General features: G+C 58.6%; 17 protein-coding genes. 10 read left to right on the top strand and 7 right to left on the bottom strand.

Annotation, left to right across the window (positions count from 1 at the left end):
• Positions 1–29 precede the first annotated feature (29 nt).
• From ACR0L4_RS12525 to ACR0L4_RS12515, 3 genes are read right to left on the bottom strand one after another with little or no spacing between them, the layout of a single operon-like run.
• Positions 30–1,007 (bottom strand): TRAP transporter substrate-binding protein, encoded by a 978-nt coding sequence (locus ACR0L4_RS12525; protein WP_170749594.1) that lies wholly within the window; start codon positions 1,005–1,007, stop codon positions 30–32.
• 51 nt (positions 1,008–1,058) lie between these two features.
• Positions 1,059–2,309, bottom strand: coding sequence for an NAD(P)/FAD-dependent oxidoreductase (locus tag ACR0L4_RS12520; RefSeq protein ID WP_480513339.1), 1,251 nt, complete (start codon positions 2,307–2,309; stop codon positions 1,059–1,061).
• Entirely contained in the window at positions 2,306–3,439 is a 1,134-nt protein-coding gene (locus ACR0L4_RS12515; protein ID WP_480513337.1) for an enolase C-terminal domain-like protein, read from the bottom strand. The genes ACR0L4_RS12520 and ACR0L4_RS12515 overlap by 4 nt, the downstream gene beginning before the upstream one ends.
• A 94-nt stretch (positions 3,440–3,533) precedes the next feature.
• On the opposite strand from ACR0L4_RS12515, the gene ACR0L4_RS12510 reads away from it, so the two are divergent.
• The 10 genes from ACR0L4_RS12510 to ACR0L4_RS12465 all read left to right on the top strand — a co-directional run bounded on the left by ACR0L4_RS12510 (position 3,534) and on the right by ACR0L4_RS12465 (position 13,067).
• The gene (locus ACR0L4_RS12510; RefSeq protein WP_480513335.1) at positions 3,534–4,448 is read left to right on the top strand and encodes a LysR family transcriptional regulator; all 915 of its coding nucleotides are present in this window, start codon (positions 3,534–3,536) and stop codon (positions 4,446–4,448) included.
• 107 nt (positions 4,449–4,555) lie between these two features.
• Complete coding sequence (locus ACR0L4_RS12505; protein ID WP_170749590.1) at positions 4,556–5,266, top strand: aspartate/glutamate racemase family protein; 711 nt, start codon at positions 4,556–4,558, stop codon at positions 5,264–5,266.
• A 243-nt stretch (positions 5,267–5,509) separates the two neighbouring features.
• The gene (locus ACR0L4_RS12500; RefSeq protein ID WP_170749589.1) at positions 5,510–7,249 is read left to right on the top strand and encodes an ABC transporter substrate-binding protein; all 1,740 of its coding nucleotides are present in this window, start codon (positions 5,510–5,512) and stop codon (positions 7,247–7,249) included.
• 81 nt (positions 7,250–7,330) lie between these two features.
• Positions 7,331–8,380, top strand: coding sequence for an ABC transporter ATP-binding protein (locus ACR0L4_RS12495; protein ID WP_480513332.1), 1,050 nt, complete (start codon positions 7,331–7,333; stop codon positions 8,378–8,380).
• Position 8,381: 1 nt separating this feature from the next.
• Positions 8,382–9,458, top strand: coding sequence for an ABC transporter ATP-binding protein (locus tag ACR0L4_RS12490; RefSeq protein ID WP_480513330.1), 1,077 nt, complete (start codon positions 8,382–8,384; stop codon positions 9,456–9,458).
• Positions 9,455–10,318: a carbohydrate ABC transporter permease gene (locus ACR0L4_RS12485; RefSeq protein ID WP_170749586.1), complete on the top strand. Its 864-nt coding sequence runs from the start codon at positions 9,455–9,457 to the stop codon at positions 10,316–10,318. Before ACR0L4_RS12490 ends, ACR0L4_RS12485 begins: the two co-directional genes overlap by 4 nt.
• Entirely contained in the window at positions 10,315–11,112 is a 798-nt protein-coding gene (locus ACR0L4_RS12480) for a carbohydrate ABC transporter permease (protein ID WP_170749585.1), read from the top strand. The genes ACR0L4_RS12485 and ACR0L4_RS12480 overlap by 4 nt, the downstream gene beginning before the upstream one ends.
• 140 nt (positions 11,113–11,252) lie before the next feature.
• Entirely contained in the window at positions 11,253–11,522 is a 270-nt protein-coding gene (locus tag ACR0L4_RS12475) for a DUF2160 domain-containing protein (protein ID WP_480513588.1), read from the top strand.
• Positions 11,523–11,587: 65 nt separating this feature from the next.
• The gene (locus ACR0L4_RS12470; protein WP_170749583.1) at positions 11,588–11,983 is read left to right on the top strand and encodes a BlaI/MecI/CopY family transcriptional regulator; all 396 of its coding nucleotides are present in this window, start codon (positions 11,588–11,590) and stop codon (positions 11,981–11,983) included.
• A complete protein-coding gene (locus ACR0L4_RS12465; protein ID WP_480513328.1) occupies positions 11,970–13,067 on the top strand; it encodes a M56 family metallopeptidase in 1,098 nt (365 codons plus the stop codon). Before ACR0L4_RS12470 ends, ACR0L4_RS12465 begins: the two co-directional genes overlap by 14 nt.
• Before the next feature lie 17 nt (positions 13,068–13,084).
• Here ACR0L4_RS12465 and urtE read toward each other — a convergent pair whose 3' ends face one another.
• Genes urtE through urtB form a run of 4 tightly spaced genes read right to left on the bottom strand, consistent with a single transcriptional unit; the run spans position 13,085 to position 17,706 of the window.
• Positions 13,085–13,780: an urea ABC transporter ATP-binding subunit UrtE gene (gene urtE / locus ACR0L4_RS12460; protein ID WP_480513326.1), complete on the bottom strand. Its 696-nt coding sequence runs from the start codon at positions 13,778–13,780 to the stop codon at positions 13,085–13,087.
• A 3-nt stretch (positions 13,781–13,783) separates the two neighbouring features.
• Complete coding sequence (gene urtD / locus ACR0L4_RS12455; protein WP_480513324.1) at positions 13,784–14,524, bottom strand: urea ABC transporter ATP-binding protein UrtD; 741 nt, start codon at positions 14,522–14,524, stop codon at positions 13,784–13,786.
• On the bottom strand, positions 14,521–15,750 hold the full coding sequence (gene urtC, locus ACR0L4_RS12450) for an urea ABC transporter permease subunit UrtC (protein WP_480513322.1): 1,230 nt from the start codon (positions 15,748–15,750) through the stop codon (positions 14,521–14,523). The genes urtD and urtC overlap by 4 nt, the downstream gene beginning before the upstream one ends.
• A 3-nt stretch (positions 15,751–15,753) precedes the next feature.
• Positions 15,754–17,706: an urea ABC transporter permease subunit UrtB gene (gene urtB / locus ACR0L4_RS12445; protein ID WP_480513320.1), complete on the bottom strand. Its 1,953-nt coding sequence runs from the start codon at positions 17,704–17,706 to the stop codon at positions 15,754–15,756.
• Positions 17,707–17,739: the final 33 nt, after the last annotated feature.

The following is a 17,739-nucleotide window of genomic DNA, read 5'->3' as shown; positions in this document are numbered from 1 at the left end:
AGAGTCACCTGCCGCCCGTCCTGTTGGGTTTACTGCGAGGAGTTGAACGCATCGACGATGGCTTTGCCTTCGTCGCCCGCAGCTTCGAGCCATTCATTGGTCATGGTGACGCCGATTTCTTTCAGCTCACCCACCATCTGATCTGACGCTGGGCCAACCGTCATGCCGCCGTCGCGTAGTCCTTGCAGGGTAAAGCCGGTATATTCCTTGGCGCGCCAGTTGCCGGCATATTCCGCCAGGTCGGCACAGGCTTTGATGACATTCTTGTTGGCATCGGACACGCCTGACCAGACATCCGAGTTCACCATCACGTAGTTGCGGGGCAACCAGGCGTCGACCTCGTAGAAATAGTTCAGGCTCTCCCAAACCTTGCGGTCGTAGCCGGTCGATCCCGATGAGACCATCGAATCCGCAACTCCGGTGGCAAAGGCCTGACTGATTTCGGCAGCTTCAATCGTTACCGGCAGCATGCCTGTCAGCTCGGCCAGACGCGAGGTGGCGTTGTTGTACGAGCGGAACTTGATGCCTTTCATATCGGCCACCGAGTTCACCTCGTCCTTGAAATACAGGCCTTGCGGCGGCCATGGCACGGCATAAAGCAGAGTCAGGTTCTGTTCGGCCAGAAGATTCTCGATTGTCGGTCTGGCTGCTTCCCAAAGCTTGGCGCTGTCATCAAACGACGTGGCCAGGAAGGGGATGGAGTCGAAGCCGAACAGGGCATTCTCGTTCTGGTGGCCGGACAAGAGGCGTTCGCCAATCGGGGCCTGTCCGGTCTGGATCGCGCGCTTGATGTCGGCCCCCTTGAACAGAGAGCCCGACGGGTGAGTCACGATCTCGATCTCGCCACTGGTTCCGGTGGTTACGCATTTGGCAAACTCAGCACCTGTGGCTGAATGGAAGTTCGAGGCCGAATAGGCCATCGGCATGTCCCATTTCTCGGCCATTGCGGGGGCCGCTGCCGCCGCGGTCAGTGCGGTTGCAGCGAGAAGGCTGGTCAGTTTCTTCATGGTATTCTCCCTATTGTTGTGCGTTGGTCCGGCGTTTTCCGCCGAATTCGTTCAGGTTGCAAAGCGCGCCGGTGCATAGACGCTTGTATCCGTATTTGGGGTTCGTCCTCCGATCATCTGGGCCAGTAGGCGGCCGGTTTTGGGCCCGCCGGTCAGGCCGATATGGTGGTGCCCAAAGCCCAAGTACGCACCGGCTAGCCCGGGAACCTCACCAATGATCGGGATCGAGTCCGCAGGGGCGGGTCGGTGCCCCATCCATTCGACTTCCTCCTTCCATGTTACACCGGGAAAGGCGGCCCGGGCGTTTTTGCGCATCAGATCAAACGGGGCGCGTGAGGGCGGCGCGTCAAGCCCTCCGAATTCGACAATGCCTGCCAACCGTATGCGCCCATCCATTGGTGTGGCAACAAATTTACCAGACGAAACCATCACGGGGCTGCGGGGCATGGCCGAGGGCTCGACCAGTTCGAGATGGTAGCCCCGTTCGCTTTCCAGCGGAACCGAGATGCCCAGCCGTCTGGCCAGAGGGCCGGACCAGACACCGGCGCTGACAATCGCCGTATCGCAGGCAATCGTATCGCCACCTGCGCGGACCCCGGTGACGTTTCCTGCGGTGCGGACGATGTCGTCCACCTCGGCGCAAACTATGCGTCCGCCACTGGATTCGACATGGGCGGCAAGGTCTTTCACATAGCGTCCGGGGTCGGTGATATGCCCATGATCCCCAAGCTTTGCAGCAAACCCGATATCCTGGCTGAACACCGGGTCATAGTCGTGAAAAGCCTGCCCTTCGAGTTCGTCCCACTGGAAACCGTGTTTGCGCCGGATATTCCAGCCGAACGCGTCCGTTTCAAAATGCGCGCGGTCGCGGTACAGGAACAGGTAGTCCGACGGCACAATCCATTTTTCGGCGCCCGTACCTTCGGCCAGAGCTTTGTGGTCATTCAGACTATCGCCAATGATAGGCGTCAGCGCAGCGGCGATCCGGTCCACCTCGTCCGCTTTTGCATGGCCGAGATAGCGCGCCAGCCAAGGCACGAGCTTTGGCAGATAGCTCCATTTCATGAACAGGGGCTCGGAAGGGCTGAGCAACATTCTGGGTGCTTTGCGCAGCAGCCCCGGTACGGTAACGGGCACAATCGAGCAGGAAGCCAGAACACCGCCATTGCCATGCGATGCCCCTTCGGCCGGACCTGCCTTGTCGATCAAGACGACCTTGTGACCGTCCCGCTGCAGCCAGACAGCCGCCGAGACGCCAACAATTCCGGCTCCGATGATGGCTATGGTTTTCTTTTCGCTCATGACACCCTCGATTTGGCAACCGCGTAGTGATCAAGCTTGTTCAGATCGGGCCTGCCACCCAGCCCGGGATCATCGGGCACGACAACCTGACCATTCTGCACCTTGAATGGGGTTTCGAGAATATCTTCTTTGAGAAAATAGGTGGCCTGATAGAATTCGCAGCCCAGGGTGATTTCGGGCGTGGCTGCGATCATATGAGTGCCAGCCAGATGGGCCAAACCAGCCTCGAACATGTCGCCGCCATAGGCGCTCAGCCCATGCGCGGCTGCCATGCGGGCAACAGTTTGGCCCCGCGTCAGCCCCCCGGATTTCATGATCTTGACCGAGACGCCGTCGCAAATCCCTTCGCGTGCCGCGCGCTCCATGTCTTCCGGGCCAAAGACGCTTTCGTCTGCCAGCAGAGGTATGTCGATCATCTGTCTGAGCTGGGCCATCAGGCCATAGTGATGGGCCCGAACGGGTTGTTCGATAAACTCCGGCTTGAACTGAGCCACATCGCGGACCCGTGCGGGGGCGTCCTCGAGGCCCAAACCCTGATTGAAATCCACACGTACCGCCAGATCGGGGTGGTTCTGTGCCAGGTATTCCAGCCGCATGATGTCGAAGGCATGATCCTTGAACCCGGTCTTGAGTTTTACGATCCCGACCCTGTCTTCCTGCAATTGCGCCAGCAGGTCGACGTCCTTCTCAAAATCAGGATTCGCGATCGAACAGCTGAGCGGGATGGTCTCGCGGTGTTTTCCTCCAAGCAGGGCCCAGGCCGGCACGGAAGAGATTTGGCCCGCAAGATCCAGCAGCGCGGTTTCAAGCGCGGCCTTGGCTTCGGTGCAATGGGCCACCGCATATGCCGCCCGCGCCATGATCGCGGCACGGTCGCTGACACGGGACCCCATCACCAATGGGCGCAGATATCGATCCAGCGCGGCAAAACTGGCCTCGGGCGTGCCGGTAAAGACCGACCACGGTGAAGCCTCGCCAAACCCATGGCGCCCGTCTTCAGAGGTCAATCTGAGAATGACGACCTCGCACACCCCTTCGACCGAGCCGATGCCGTGATCCCGGCGCGAAGTTACCGGCAGCGCCAAATGCCACAAATCATAGCCCGTTATCTTCTGATTCAGGTCGGTCATTCTGCCTCCGGCCAACGGACAGAAGCCTGCCTTGACCAGTGCATCAGTTCAAATACTATATCTTACTGAGTTCATCAGAAAAAATGATGGTGCCATGTCGCTTCGATTTCGTCAGCTGCAAGCTTTTCATGCAATCATGGAAACTGGAACGGTGACCGGCGCGGCGTCGGTCCTTGGTATATCGCAACCGGGCATCAGCAACCTTCTTGCGCAACTCGAACGTGAGGCACGCCTGCCGCTTTTTGAGCGCACCAAGGGGCGCCTTCTGCCGACCCCCGAGGCAGAGCTTTTGTACCACGAAGTGGATACAGTGGTGCGGGGTTTGGACCATGTGGCGCAGGCGGTCACGGATCTGCAGAACAAACACCCGGGTCAGTTGCAGGTTGCCGCACCGCATATGCTGTCCTTCGGGTTCATGCCGCGTGAAATTGCCCGTTTTGCCCAATCCCGCCCGAACCTGTCGGTCAGTTTTCAGTCGCAGTATTCCTCAAAAATCCAGGAATGGGTGATCTCGGGCCTGTTCGAAATCGGCATTGTCGAGATGCCTATTCTGCATGATACGCTGAACCATCAGGTCTTCCATTTCGAAACGTTGGCGACATTTCCAGATGGCAGCCCCCTGGCCAAACATGACGTTCTGACCCCGGAAATTCTCGAAAACGAACCCTTCATCGTGATGGGGCCTGAACATCAGACGCACCGCCGGACCCGGGACATTTTTCAAAAAGCCGGGTGCAACTGGCGCACGCAGATACATACCCATCTGTCAGAAAACCTGCTGAGTTTCGTCAAACAGGGTATGGGTGTTGCCATGATCGACCCTTTCACGGTTACGTTCGACGCCGAAGCCGGATACCAGACCCGTCCGTTCCAACCTGCCGTCATGCTGGACCTTGCCATCATCACCGCCAAAGGACGTCCCCTGTCATCCATTGCGCAAGAATTTCTGGTCCAATTGAAGCAGTCGATTGCGAGTTTTGCCACTGACCCGGAGATTGACTCAGCCTAGGGCGGGATGCGCTGTGCGGCGACTCCTTCGGTTGGGGCGTGGCAATTTGGGCACCGATGTGGAACTGTCCGGTCGACTCTCGGGCCAACACACAGGAGGCATGCCGGATGATCGCGCAAGGAGGCAAGTCCATATACGGGGCGTCAGTGGGTATTTTGATGCTCGACGCCCGTTTTCCGCGAATTCCGGGCGATATGGGCAATGCCGTGACATGGCCTTTTCCGGTTTTATACCGGATCGTCCGAGACGCCTCGCCCGATCTTGTTGTGCGCCACGGTGCCGAGGGCATGCTGGGTGCTTTTGTAGATGCGGCACGCGATCTCGTCCGTGACGGGGCCGATGGGATTACGACAAATTGCGGTTTTCTGTCTCTGTTTCAGCAGGAACTCGCCGAGGCTGTTCCGGTTCCGGTCGTGACATCTTCGCTGATGCAGGTCGAGATGGTGAATCGTACACTGCCTGCCGGGAAACGCGCGGGCATCCTGACCATTTCTGCCTCGACCCTCACCAACGACCATTTGCTGAAGGCGCAGGTTCCTCAGGGAACCCCGATCGGCACCACAGAAGGCGGTACGGAATTCACCCGGGCCATACTTGGCAACGAAGAAACCCTGGATGTGGACGCGGCCCGCAAAGACAATTTGGACGCCGCCTTGAGCTTGCAATCAGCCAACCCGGATCTTGGGGCGATTGTTTTGGAATGCACCAATATGTGCCCTTACGCTGCGGACATTCAGGTTGCGACAGGACTGCCGGTTTTTTCAATTGTCAGCTTGGTGACATGGTTCCAGTCCGGGCTTCTTCCACCTCGGTTTTAAGGACAAGGTTCAGGGGTGGCGCTTACAGAACTGCGTCGCAGAAAGGGGCTGTTCGCTGCTGGCATGCAAATCTGAAGATACGCAATTGAATTTATTAAAGTAATGAAATACAATAAGTTAAATAGCCTTCGGTTGAACTTTTCCTCAATTACTAAATTTTTAGTTTGACACATATGCAAAAAATCGCTGATGCTGTTCGCTATCCGGTTCGCGCCGGAAACCATAATCTTTGGGAGGAGACAGATGCGGAGACATCTACTTTCCGCAGTGGCGGCGGCTGCCGTCATTGCGGGGCACGGCCCCGTTTGGGCCGACGAAGCCGCAGCACAACGTTGGATCGACGACGAATTCCAGCCATCAACCCTGTCGAAAGACGAACAGATGGCCGAGATGCAATGGTTCATCGGAGCTGCACAACCCTATGCTGGGATGGAAATCAACGTCCTGTCCGAAGGCATCCCCACCCACTCGTATGAATCCGAGGTCCTGACCAAGGCGTTCGAGGAAATCACCGGAATCAAGGTCAACCACCAGATTCTGGGTGAGGGCGAGGTGGTTCAGGCCGTTCAGACCCAGATGCAGACCGGACGGAACCTGTATGACGGCTATGTCAACGACAGTGACCTGATCGGTACGCACTCGCGCCTGCAACTGGCCTATAACCTGACCGAGCAGATGGGCGGTGACTGGTCAGCGACAACGTCGCCTACACTGGATCTGGATGATTTCATGGGCATTCAGTTCACCACTGGCCCGGATGGCAACCTGTATCAGCTTCCCGACCAGCAGTTTGCGAACCTCTATTGGTTCCGCAAGGACTGGTTCGATGATGAGGACAACAAGGCCGCGTTCAAAGAGAAATACGGCTATGATCTGGGTGTCCCGGTCAACTGGTCGGCCTATGAGGACATCGCCGAGTTCTTCACCAATGACGTGAAAGAAGTCGATGGTGTCGCGATCTATGGCCACATGGATTACGGCAAGCGCGCGCCTGACCTTGGCTGGCGGATGACCGACGCCTGGTTGTCGATGGCCGGAGCTGGCGACGTCGGTGAGCCAAACGGCGTTCCCGTCGATGAATGGGGCATCCGCATGGAAGCGGGCACCTGTAACCCTGTTGGCGCGTCCGTTTCGCGCGGTGGGGCTGCCAACGGCCCGGCTGCGGTCTACGCGATCCGCAAATGGGATGAGTGGCTGCGGAACTATGCGCCTCCGGGGGCGGCGTCTTATGACTTCTACCAGTCGCTGCCGGCGCTCAGCCAGGGCAATGTGGCCCAGCAGATCTTCTGGTACACCGCCTTTACCGCCGACATGGTCAAGCCGAAATCCGAAGGCAACAACACCGTGGATGACGAAGGCACGCCGCTGTGGCGGATGGCGCCCAGCCCGCATGGCCCGTACTGGGAAGACGGCCAGAAGGTCGGCTATCAGGACGTGGGGTCCTGGACCTTCCTGAAATCGACCCCCTCGGATCGGGCTCAGGCGGCCTGGCTTTATGCCCAGTTCGTGACGTCCAAAACGGTCGATGTGAAGAAGTCCCATGTGGGTCTCACCTTCATTCGCGACAGCTCGGTCAATCACGAGTCGTTCACCGAACGCGCGCCCAAGCTGGGTGGTCTGGTCGAGTTCTATCGCTCGCCCGATCGTGTGGCATGGTCGCCGACCGGCATCAACGTGCCGGACTATCCGAAGCTGGCCCAGATCTGGTGGCAGCAGATCGGTGACGTGAACTCGGGCGCCTTCACCCCGCAAGAGGCGATGGACCGTCTGGCCGAAGAGATGGATATCACCATGGCCCGGATGCAGGCCGCGGATGAAAGCGCCGGTGTTTACGGTGGCTGTGGTCCACGTCTGAACGACCCGCAGGATCCTGCCTTCTGGCTGGAAAAAGCGGGCTCGCCTAAGGCCAAGCTTGAGAACGAAAAGCCGCAGGGTCAGACCGTCAACTATGACGAACTGGTTCAGCGCTGGCAGTCTCAGTAAGCGTTTGAAACCGGGGGTGCCGTTCTCGGCATCCCCACCCCACGACCAGTGCGATGCACTGAAGGACCGGAATCCACGGACATGATCGAATTTCAAGATGCCACCAAACGGGTTGGCAACACCCTGCATATCAAGCCCACAAACCTGACGCTGCACACCGGCCATTTCAACGTGCTGCTTGGCGCGACCGGATCGGGCAAGACCTCTCTGATCAAGATGATGGCCGGTCTGGACCCGATTGCCTCGGGCAAGGTTTTGATGGATGGGCAGGACGTCACGCGGCTGAACACGCAAAAGCGTCAGATCAGCCTCGTGCACCAGTTTTTCGTGAACTACCCCCATATGACCGTTTACGACAATATCGCCTCGCCTTTGCGCGTCGCGGGCATGGCGAAGTCCGAAATTGAGGGCCGCGTGGAAGAGGCCGCCGACCTGCTGCAGCTGCGCCCGATGCTGCACCGCCGCCCGCACGAATTGTCAGGCGGTCAACAGCAGCGCACCGCATTGGCCCGCGCCATTGCTAAGGAAAGCCGCGCGGTTTTCCTGGATGAACCATTGGCCAATCTCGACTACAAGCTGCGTGAGGAACTGCGAGAACAGCTACCCGATCTGTTTGCAGGACGTGGCGCGGTGGTGGTCTACGCCACTTCGGAACCCGAAGAGGCGCTGTTGCTGGGCGGTCATACCGCCCTGATGGAAGATGGACGCGTAACGCAGTTCGGCCCCACGGCTGATATCTATCGTAACCCTGAAAACCTGGCCGCCGCGCGGGTGTTCTCGGACCCACCGATCAACGTGGCACGTGTCACCGTGGCAGGCGCGCGGGCGCAACTGGCAGGTGGCGGCGATTGGACCGCACCCGACATGGCCGATGGCGAATACATGGTGGCGGTGCGCCCCCACCGGGTGACGCCGTTCCGCACCACTGCTTCGGATGTTGAGCTGACCGGCCGCGTGATCGTGACAGAACTCTCGGGCTCGGATTCCAGCGCGCATTTCCGGCACGGTTTGGATGACTGGGTCTCTTTGGCGGCAGGGGTTCATCCCTATCAGGTGGGAGAGGATCACAGTTTCTACATGAACCCGGCCCATTGCCGGTATTTCGACCAAGATGGCCAAAGGGTAGCCTGACATGGCACAAATCAAGCTTTCAAATCTGCGACACAGCTATATGCCAGCGCCGAAAGGTCCCGAGGACTATGCGCTGAAAGAAATCGATGTGACCTGGCGCGATGGTGGGGCTTACGCTCTGCTCGGCCCGTCTGGATGTGGCAAGTCCACACTGTTGAATATCATCTCGGGCCTGCTGACGCCGTCCGAGGGACAGATATTGTTCGACGATCGCGACGTGACCGCATTTCCGCCCGATCAGCGCAATATTGCCCAGGTTTTTCAGTTCCCGGTGATCTACGACACGATGACAGTGGGCGAGAACCTTGCCTTTCCGCTGAAAAACCGCGGTGTCGACGCCGCGACGATCAAGCGCCGCGTCGATGAGATTGCCGAGATGCTGGATGTGACAGATATGCTGGGCACGCGCGCCTCGGGTTTGAGTCCGGACAACAAGCAGAAGATATCCATGGGGCGCGGATTGGTCCGCGACGACGTGAACGCGGTGATGTTTGACGAGCCATTGACCGTGATCGACCCGCACCTGAAATGGAAGCTGCGGTCCAAGCTCAAGGAACTGCACCAGCGGGTCAAAGCGACGATGATTTACGTGACGCACGACCAGACCGAGGCGTTGACCTTTGCCGATGAGGTTGTGGTGATGCAGGATGGTGAAGTGGTTCAGATCGGAACGCCGGTGGAACTGTTCGAACGTCCTCAGCACACGTTTGTCGGGCATTTCATCGGCTCGCCCGGCATGAACGTTTTGCCCTGCGAGGCGAAAGGCGACCGCGCCATCTTTGAAGGGCACGAGGTTGCACTGGAAGGTCCAACCCTAGGCGATGGCGGTAAAACCGATCTGGGTATCCGCCCCGAATATGTTGGCTTTGGCGACACCGGTATTCCTGCGCATGTCACCAAGGTGTCCGACATTGGTCGTCACTACGTCGTCAGTGCGAGGGTTGGCGACACTGCCCTCAAGGCCGTGACGGAACACAGCGTGCCTGAACCCGGATCACAGGTCTTCCTGCAATTCAAACCTGAACAATCGCGCGTCTACCGCGACGGCTGGATCGCAACCGAGGAGCGCAGCAGATGAGAACAGAAAACCAAAAAGCATGGTTCTTTGTCCTGCCCGTGCTGGCACTGGTCGCGTTCAACGCGCTGGTGCCGATGATGACGGTGGTCAATTATTCGGTGCAGGAAACCTTTGGCAACAACCAGTTCTTCTGGGAAGGGCTTGGCTGGTTCGAACAGATCCTGCGGTCTGACCGGTTTCAAGCCGCGTTGGGCAGGCAATTCCTGTTCACTTTCATGATTCTGATCATCGAAGTGCCGCTGGGCATTATCGTCGCCCTGTCTATGCCGCGCAAAGGGTTTTGGGTCCCGGTATGTCTGGTGTTGATGGCTTTGCCGATGCTGATCCCGTGGAACGTGGTGGGGTCGATGTGGAACATCTTCACCCTGCCCAAGATCGGCCTGATGGGATACTTCCTGAATGACGTTCTGGGCATCAACTATGACATGACCCAACAGCCCCTGTCGGCCTGGATCACCGTCATCGTCATGGATGTTTGGCACTGGACCTCGCTGGTCGTTCTGTTGTGTTATGCGGGCCTCGTGTCGATCCCGGACGCCTATTATCAGGCCGCCAAGATTGATGGCGCCAGCCCGTGGTCGGTGTTCCGCTATATCCAACTGCCCAAGATGAAAACCGTCCTGACCATCGCGATCCTTTTGCGGTTCATGGATAGTTTCAACATCTATACCGAGCCCTTTGTTCTGACCGGCGGCGGCCCCGGCAACTCGACCACCTTGCTGTCGATCGACCTGGTGAAGATCGCGCTGGGACAGTTCGACCTTGGCCCGGCGGCGGCGATGAGCCTGATCTATTTCGCCATCACGCTGCTGGTGTCGTGGCTCTTCTACACTCTGATGACGAAGGACGACGCAGAATGAAAAAGCGTTCCATCATCCCAATCCTGTACATCGCGTTCCTGATGCTGCCGATCTATTGGCTGGTGGCGATGTCCTTCAAGACCACGAATGAGATCCTGTCTGGCTTTTCCCTTTTTCCCCAGACCTTTACGCTGGAAAACTACGTCACGATCTTCACCGACCCGACCTGGTATTGGGGCTATATCAACTCGATCACCTATGTGACGCTGAACACGGTGCTTTCCGTCTGTGTCGCGCTGCCTGCGGCCTATGCGTTCTCACGCTATCGGTTCCTTGGGGACAAGCAGCTGTTCTTCTGGTTGCTGACCAACCGCATGGCGCCTGCTGCAGTCTTTGCCCTGCCGTTCTTTCAGCTTTATTCGTCGATCCAGCTGTTCGACACATATCTGGCGGTGGCGCTGGCACATACGCTGTTCAACGTGCCGTTGGCGGTGTGGATACTCGAAGGTTTCATGCGCGGCATCCCGAAAGAGCTGGACGAAACAGCCTATGTCGATGGCTATTCCTTCCCGCGCTTTTTCGTGACGATCTTTCTGCCCAACATCAAAGCAGGCGTGGGTGTCGCGGCGTTTTTCTGCTTCATGTTCTCATGGGTGGAAATGCTGCTGGCCAAGACGCTCACTGCGGTCGAGGCAAAACCTATCGCCGCCGTGATGACCCGCACAGCATCCAGCGCGGGGTATGAGCTGGGCCTGCTGGCCGCTGCCGGAACCCTGACCATCATCCCCGGCGCCATCGTCATCTGGTTTGTCCGCAACTACATCGCGCGCGGTTTCGCGATGGGACGCGTGTGAGGTTCGATATGCGCAAGTTTATTTTCATCCTTCCTTTCCTGCCCACAATGGCATTTGCCCAGCAGGCCGGATGGGGCAGTGTCGGCCAACAAGAGGATAAAGGGTTCTCGTGGACAGACCCTTTGTGGCCCGATTTCTGGATGGCCTGGACCCCGGCCACACTGGCCCTGTTCGTCGGCATCTTCTCGGCCATCGCCTTGATCGGAGTGTTGGAAGGGTTCAAGTTTCGCGACGGGATCGAGCGGCGCGGCGTGTTGGGTCTGACCACCACGCTGGGCGACCGGCTTTTCATTACCCTGTTGGGTTCGGCCTATATCTTCCTCGCCTGGCTTGGGTTGGTTGGCCAACCGGTCTGGACGCCTTTGTTCCTGTCCATCGGATGGGGGATTTTCGTCTTCTGGAAAGTTTAGGCTTTGCGAAACAGCGAAAGGATGCTTGTCTGACAGGCAGACCAATCATGACGACACCGAGATCAATGCGTAAGAAAAAGACGACAAACCTGCTGACCGAGGTTGAACTGGAGTTCATGAACGAACTTTGGGCCTTGGGGCAAGGCTCGGTGCGTGATGTGTTGGACCGCCTGCCGCCGGAACGAAATCTGGCGTATACGTCAGGCGCTACGATCCTGCGTATTCTCGACGAAAAAGGATTTGTCGAAAGCCGCAAGGACGGCAAGACCCTGATCTACAGGCCGCTTCTGGACAAGGACAGATATCAGGCGCGCTCGCTTCAGAACCTCTCGCGGACGTTGTTCGACAACACACCGGCTTCGCTGGTGGCACGGTTGGTCGACGATGCGGGGCTCAGCGATGCGGATCTTGAGGAAATTCGAGCACTGGTAGAAAGGAGACTGCAAAATGACAGCGGTTAAGCCGGTTCTCGATGCCTATCTCGAACTGAACTTTGTTCTGATCTTGTCGGTCGCGCTGTGGTTCACGGCCCGAATTGTCCTGTCGCACACTGCGTTGCGACTGTCCTTCTCTGACCAGTTCCGACTCTTACGGGCGTTGGTCCTATGCCTTTTGCTCAGCCCCGTGCTGGCATATGGCGCGACGTCCCTGTTCGAGCTTCTTTGGCCCGGTCAACCTGTCGCCATCGGCGATGTAGCCGTTGCCGCATATCTAAGGGGTGAGATCGCCTTGCCCGCGATCCAGTTTGAAACACTGCTGAACACCCGGCAGCGCTGGGTCGAATCCGTTCTGGACGGCAGCTCCGTCGGAGTGCTTGTTGCGCTTGCTGCGTTGACCACCGTGGCCGTATCGCTGGCCCTTCGGGTCATTTGGGCGGCGTTGCGCATTCGACAGACTGTGCAGAATAGCTTTCTTTGGAAACGCTCGGCCAAGGTCGATGTGCGCCTGTCCGATCACATCATGGTTCCGTTTGCCGTGCGCGGCCTGCGCCGTCGCCATGTCATATTGCCCAGTCATCTGCTGAACGACCGGCACGAACTGCGCTTTGCCATTGCGCATGAGTTTCAGCATGTCCGGTCAGGCGATGTGGAATGGGAACTGGTATTGGAGTTCTTGCGTCCACTTTTCTTCTGGAACCCGGCCTATCACATTCTGCGCTACCAGTTCGAGCGCCTGCGGGAACTGGGTTGTGACCAGATGATTGTCGACCGGCGCAGATTGGATACTGTCGATTACGCCAATTGCCTTCTGGACTATTGCGCCCGCACCGTTTCGCGCGAACGTCCACAGGTTCTGAATGTTGGACTGGTCAACGGCAGCAAGGCCAAGAAGGTTTTGCGTCAAAGGGTCCTGGCACTGGCCGAGGGGCCTTCGGGACGTCACCCGCTGCCTGCGATGGTGATGTGCTGTAGCCTGATCTTCGCGGTTGTTCTGGCCTGGGGGTCTGCGTCACTGCGCCAGACAGACGGGTGGAGCCATGACCGGCTTATGCTGTCGACCGTGGTCAATCTCGAACGGCTGGAGCGCCTTAACAGCGGCAACTAGTTCAGCAAGCGATCCGGTCAGACAGATACGCCTTGCAGCACTTGCTCTCTTGAAACCTCGTTCTTGCGGCCTTCCAGCAGGATTTCACCCCGGCGCAGCACCACAAACCTGTCGGCCAGATCGTAGGCAAAGTCGAAATACTGCTCGACCAGCAGGATCGCCATCTGGCCCTGATCGCGCAGGTGGCGGATCACTTCGCCGATTTGCTGGATGATATTGGGCTGAATGCCTTCGGTGGGTTCGTCCAGCAGTAAAAGCCGGGGTTTCGTGATCAAAGCCCGGGCGATCGCTAGTTGTTGTTGCTGGCCGCCGGACAAATCTCCACCGCGCCTATGCTGCATCTGGGCCAGTACCGGAAAAAGATCAAAGATCTCATCCGGCACAAAATGCTCGGTAGCGGGCAGGCAGGCGAACCCGGTTTCGAGGTTCTCGCGCACGGTCAGCAAGGGAAAGATCTCGCGCCCTTGCGGGACATAGGCGACACCTTTCCACGCCATTTGATGCGCCGGCAGCGGGCCCAGTGTCTCGCCATCCAAGGCCAGTGTGCCGCCTGAACGCGGATGGGTGCCCGAGATCGCCTTGATCAGGCTGGTTTTGCCAACTCCATTGGTGCCCATGACGCAGGTGACTTCACCCTTAGCGGCCTCCATCGAGATGCCGTTGAGAATTTGTGAATGGCCGTAATGCAGGGTCAGATCGTTCAGTTTTAGCATCGCTCAGCGTCCCAGATAGACGTCGATAACGTCCTGATTTGATGTCACATGGTCCAGGGACCCCTCGGCCAGAACCGAGCCTTCGTGCAGCACGGTGACCTTGCAGTTCAGGCGGCGGACAAATTCCATATCATGTTCGACGACCACAACGGCGCGGGTCTTGGCGGCCTGTACCAGCAGATCGGTCGTGTGTTCGCGCTCTTGCGGGGTCATCCCGGCGGCGGGTTCATCAACCAGCAACAGACGCGGTTCCTGCGCCAGTAGCATCCCGATCTCGAGCCATTGTTTCTGCCCGTGGCTCAACTCGCCGGACTTGCGATCAAGTTCGTCCTTCAGGCCGATCTCTTCGGCCAGCTCCTTGACCTTTTCCAGATCGCTGTCTGTGGGTCGATAGAATAGGACACCCAGCCAACCGCGTTTGTTCTTGAGGGCCATCAGCAGGTTTTCTCTAACGCTTTGGTCCTCGAACACGGTGGGTTTCTGGAATTTTCGGCCGATCCCGGCTTGTGCGATCTTTGCTTCGCTCATCCGTAGCAATGAGACGGACTTCTCGCCCCAGATCACACGGCCTTCGTCTGGCCGTGTCTTGCCTGTGACTATATCCATGAAGGTCGTCTTTCCAGCCCCGTTTGGGCCGATCACGGCGCGCAGTTCGGCCTCGCCGATCTGGAAGGACAGGTTGTTGATGGCGCGGAACCCGTCGAAGGTGACCGAAACGCCGCTAACCTCTAGCAGAGTGCTCATTCCGTTGCCTCCTTTTCGCGCAGGGCGCTGTCGTCGGGGCCAAGCGGCGCACCATGGCGCTGCGGCGCGCGGCGGTTCGTCCAGAGGTCGAACAGACCGCCGATACCCTTTGGTGCGAACAGCGTGACCAGCACGAAGGACACGCCCAGCAGCACCTGCCACCAGTCGACCCATTTGATCGTGTAGGACCCCAGAGGGATATCCGGCGCTTGTCCACCAGTGAACCAAGTGCTGAGCAGGCTGACGAATGCCGCCCCGATCACCGCACCATACAGGCGACCCCGTCCACCGATGGCGACCCAGACGGCCAGATAGATCGAAGCAATGGGGGCCATTTCCTCGGGGTTGATGATGCCCGCCTGCGGGTAGTAGAGCGCGCCCGCGATGGCTGCGATGCAAGCAGTCAGTGTGAAGACGGCTAACTTGTAAACCTCGACCGAATAGCCAAGGAACCGCACCCGCGCCTCATTGTCTCTGATGCCACGGATGACCGAGCCGAACTTGCCCGACACAACCCACGCCGCGAGTACATAGCCCAAGCCAAGTGCCAGCGCCGAGGCCCAGAGGAACCAGATCGACACTACGTCCTGCGAGGCGGTCACACCCGGCAGGTTCTGCAAGCCCGACAGGCCATTGTTGCCGCGCAATCCGCTGTCGTTCTGGAACAGGTAGAGGGCCAGCGCCAGCGTCATGGCTTGGGTCAGGATCGAGAGGTACACACCCGTCACCCGGCTACGGAAGGCCAGCCAACCGAAGATCAGCGCCAAAAGTCCGGGCACCAAAACGACCAGTATCAGCTGTAGGGTCAGGCTGTGGGAAAAGGCCCAGATCAGCGGGAAGTCCGAAGATCCGACCACGCCGAAAATCTGCGTCCCGATGGCGTCCACGACCTCGGACGGGGTAGGGGGGATTTCGGCTTGCGACAGAGACTCGACCACGATCAGGCGGGTGCGTTCGTACATCAGCCACATGCCGATCATGTAGCCTCCTAACCCGAAGAAGGCGAAATGGCCCAGAGAGAGGATGCCGGTAAAGCCCCAGATCAAATCCATCGCCACGGCGATCAGGCACAGGCACAGGGTCTTGCCCAGCGTCTTGACGAAACTGGTTGAGATCACGCCGATCCCGAACCCTTCTGACAGAACGGTCACGCCCAAGGTGAACAGGGACAGTATGGCCAGAAAGACCAGCACGGATGGGTTTTTGGCGACAAAGCTGTGTTCCATGGCTCAATCCCCCGCCGCGCGGCCTTTGAGGGCGATGATGCCCCTTGGCCGGAACTGGATGAAAATGATGATGAAGATGATCATGTAGGTTTGGGCCGCAAGGGTGTTCGACGGGTTCATCCACTCGATGCCCTTTTGCAGGAAGCCGATCATGCCTGCCCCTGCCAACGCGCCCCAGATGTTACCGACGCCGCCGACAACCACGGTCATGAAGCTTTGAACGATATAGTCGCTGCCCAGATCGGACGTGACCTTAGCGAACAGACCAATCGCAACCCCGGCGATCCCGGCAATGCCCGAGCCCAAGCCGAAGGTCAGCATATTCACGCGTCCCGGATTGATCCCCATCGACCCCGCCATACGCGGGTTCTGCGTCACCGCGCGCATCTCAAGCCCCAACCGGGTGCGTTTCATGATGTAGAGGAACAGTCCCAAAAAGATCATCGCCAGAACGAAGATCGCGATGCGGATATAGCTGATCGATACCACATCGTTCAGCACCCATGCCCCGTCCAGCCAGCCGGGCGCGGTCAGCGGTCGGGCCTGCGTGCCAAAGATGTTCTTAGCCAACTGTTGCAATGCGATCGAGATGCCGAACGTCGCCAGCAGCGTTTCCAACGGGCGCGAATACAGCCAGCGGATCACCAGCCGCTCCATCGCAACGCCCATGGCGAAGGTGACGGCGAAGGCCATCGGGATGGCGACGATGATCGAGAGCGTATGGTCCGGGATGAACTGCTGCACCACATAGCCGGTGTAAGCACCCATCATGATGAACTCGCCATGGGCCATGTTGATCACGCCCATCACGCCGAAGGTGATCGCCAGACCAATGGCAGCCAGGAAATAGATCGACGCCAATGAGATTGCGTCCAACGTCAGGTCGAGGGTCTGGTTCAGGCCGACCTTCAACTCGATCTGCTCAAGCGCCTTTTTGGTTGCAGCGGTGACCTCGGGCGAGGGTTCTGCATAGGTCTCAAAGAAGACATGCGTTTCCAATGCAGATTCGATGTCGGCCTCGGTGATCAAAGCCGGAACCAGGCCGGCTTCGGCCAGAGCAGCGTAAGCCTGAGCACGCGCGGCGTCAGAGTTCAGTTGCGCGACAGGAAAGTCCCCCACACGCCCACCGTCGATATTGGCGGCCAGTGCGGCGCGTATGTCATCGGGCGACGTGCGCGGTGCGGCAAGGTCATTGGCGACCAACAGGTCATAGGCCTCGTCCCGCGACAGGGCTTCCGATCCGGGGTTTAAAATGGTGGCGATATTCGCGTCAGGAGGCAGTTCAGTGCCCGTCCGTCGCTTCGTCACGACCAAAGGGTTCAGAGCCGCGCGGACGTCCACCCCCAGATCGTCGGACATCTCCTCGATCGCGGCCACACGGGCCGCCGTGTCCTCGTCATACCCGATGGTCAGCAACCGCTCGAGGCGTTGCTTCTGCGCTTTCAGATCGGCATCGGGCTCGTCCTCAATCGAGGCGCGCAGCGGCTCCAGCAGAGCGCCTTCGGGATCGCGTTGGATAGATGTCAAAGCGGCCAGACGTTTTTCGCGATCCGGGTCGGTCAGTTGGAACTGGACCAAAGCCGTTCCAATCATCGCGCGTATGCCGCTGTTGGGTTTCAACTGCTTCAGGTCGGATTTCTCGAACGTTCCAACGACCTCTCCGGTGTCGAAATCGGTCAGCTCATACGACCGCCCCTCGGCCTTTTTGCCTGCAAAGAACAGGCCGTCCGACTTGCGCATCCACACGTTTTTGGCGGCCCATGTCTCAAGCATCACCTGCGCTTGCGGTAAACCGCTGCTTGCAATCGCATCAATCGCCGGTTTGATTGTCTTGCGAGAGCTTTTGGCGAAGATCTCCTGATGCTCTTGCAGGATCGGCTGCAGACCGGCGTCTTGCGCGTTGGCAGTCAGGCAGGCGCACAGGATTGCGAGGCCCGCAAGGAAAAGTCTTAGCATGTGGTGAAACCCGAGGTGTCTTTAGGGCAAGGC

Source organism: Ruegeria sp. AB5 (assembly GCF_056542645.1).
This window is presented reverse-complemented; position numbering and strand designations above follow the sequence as displayed.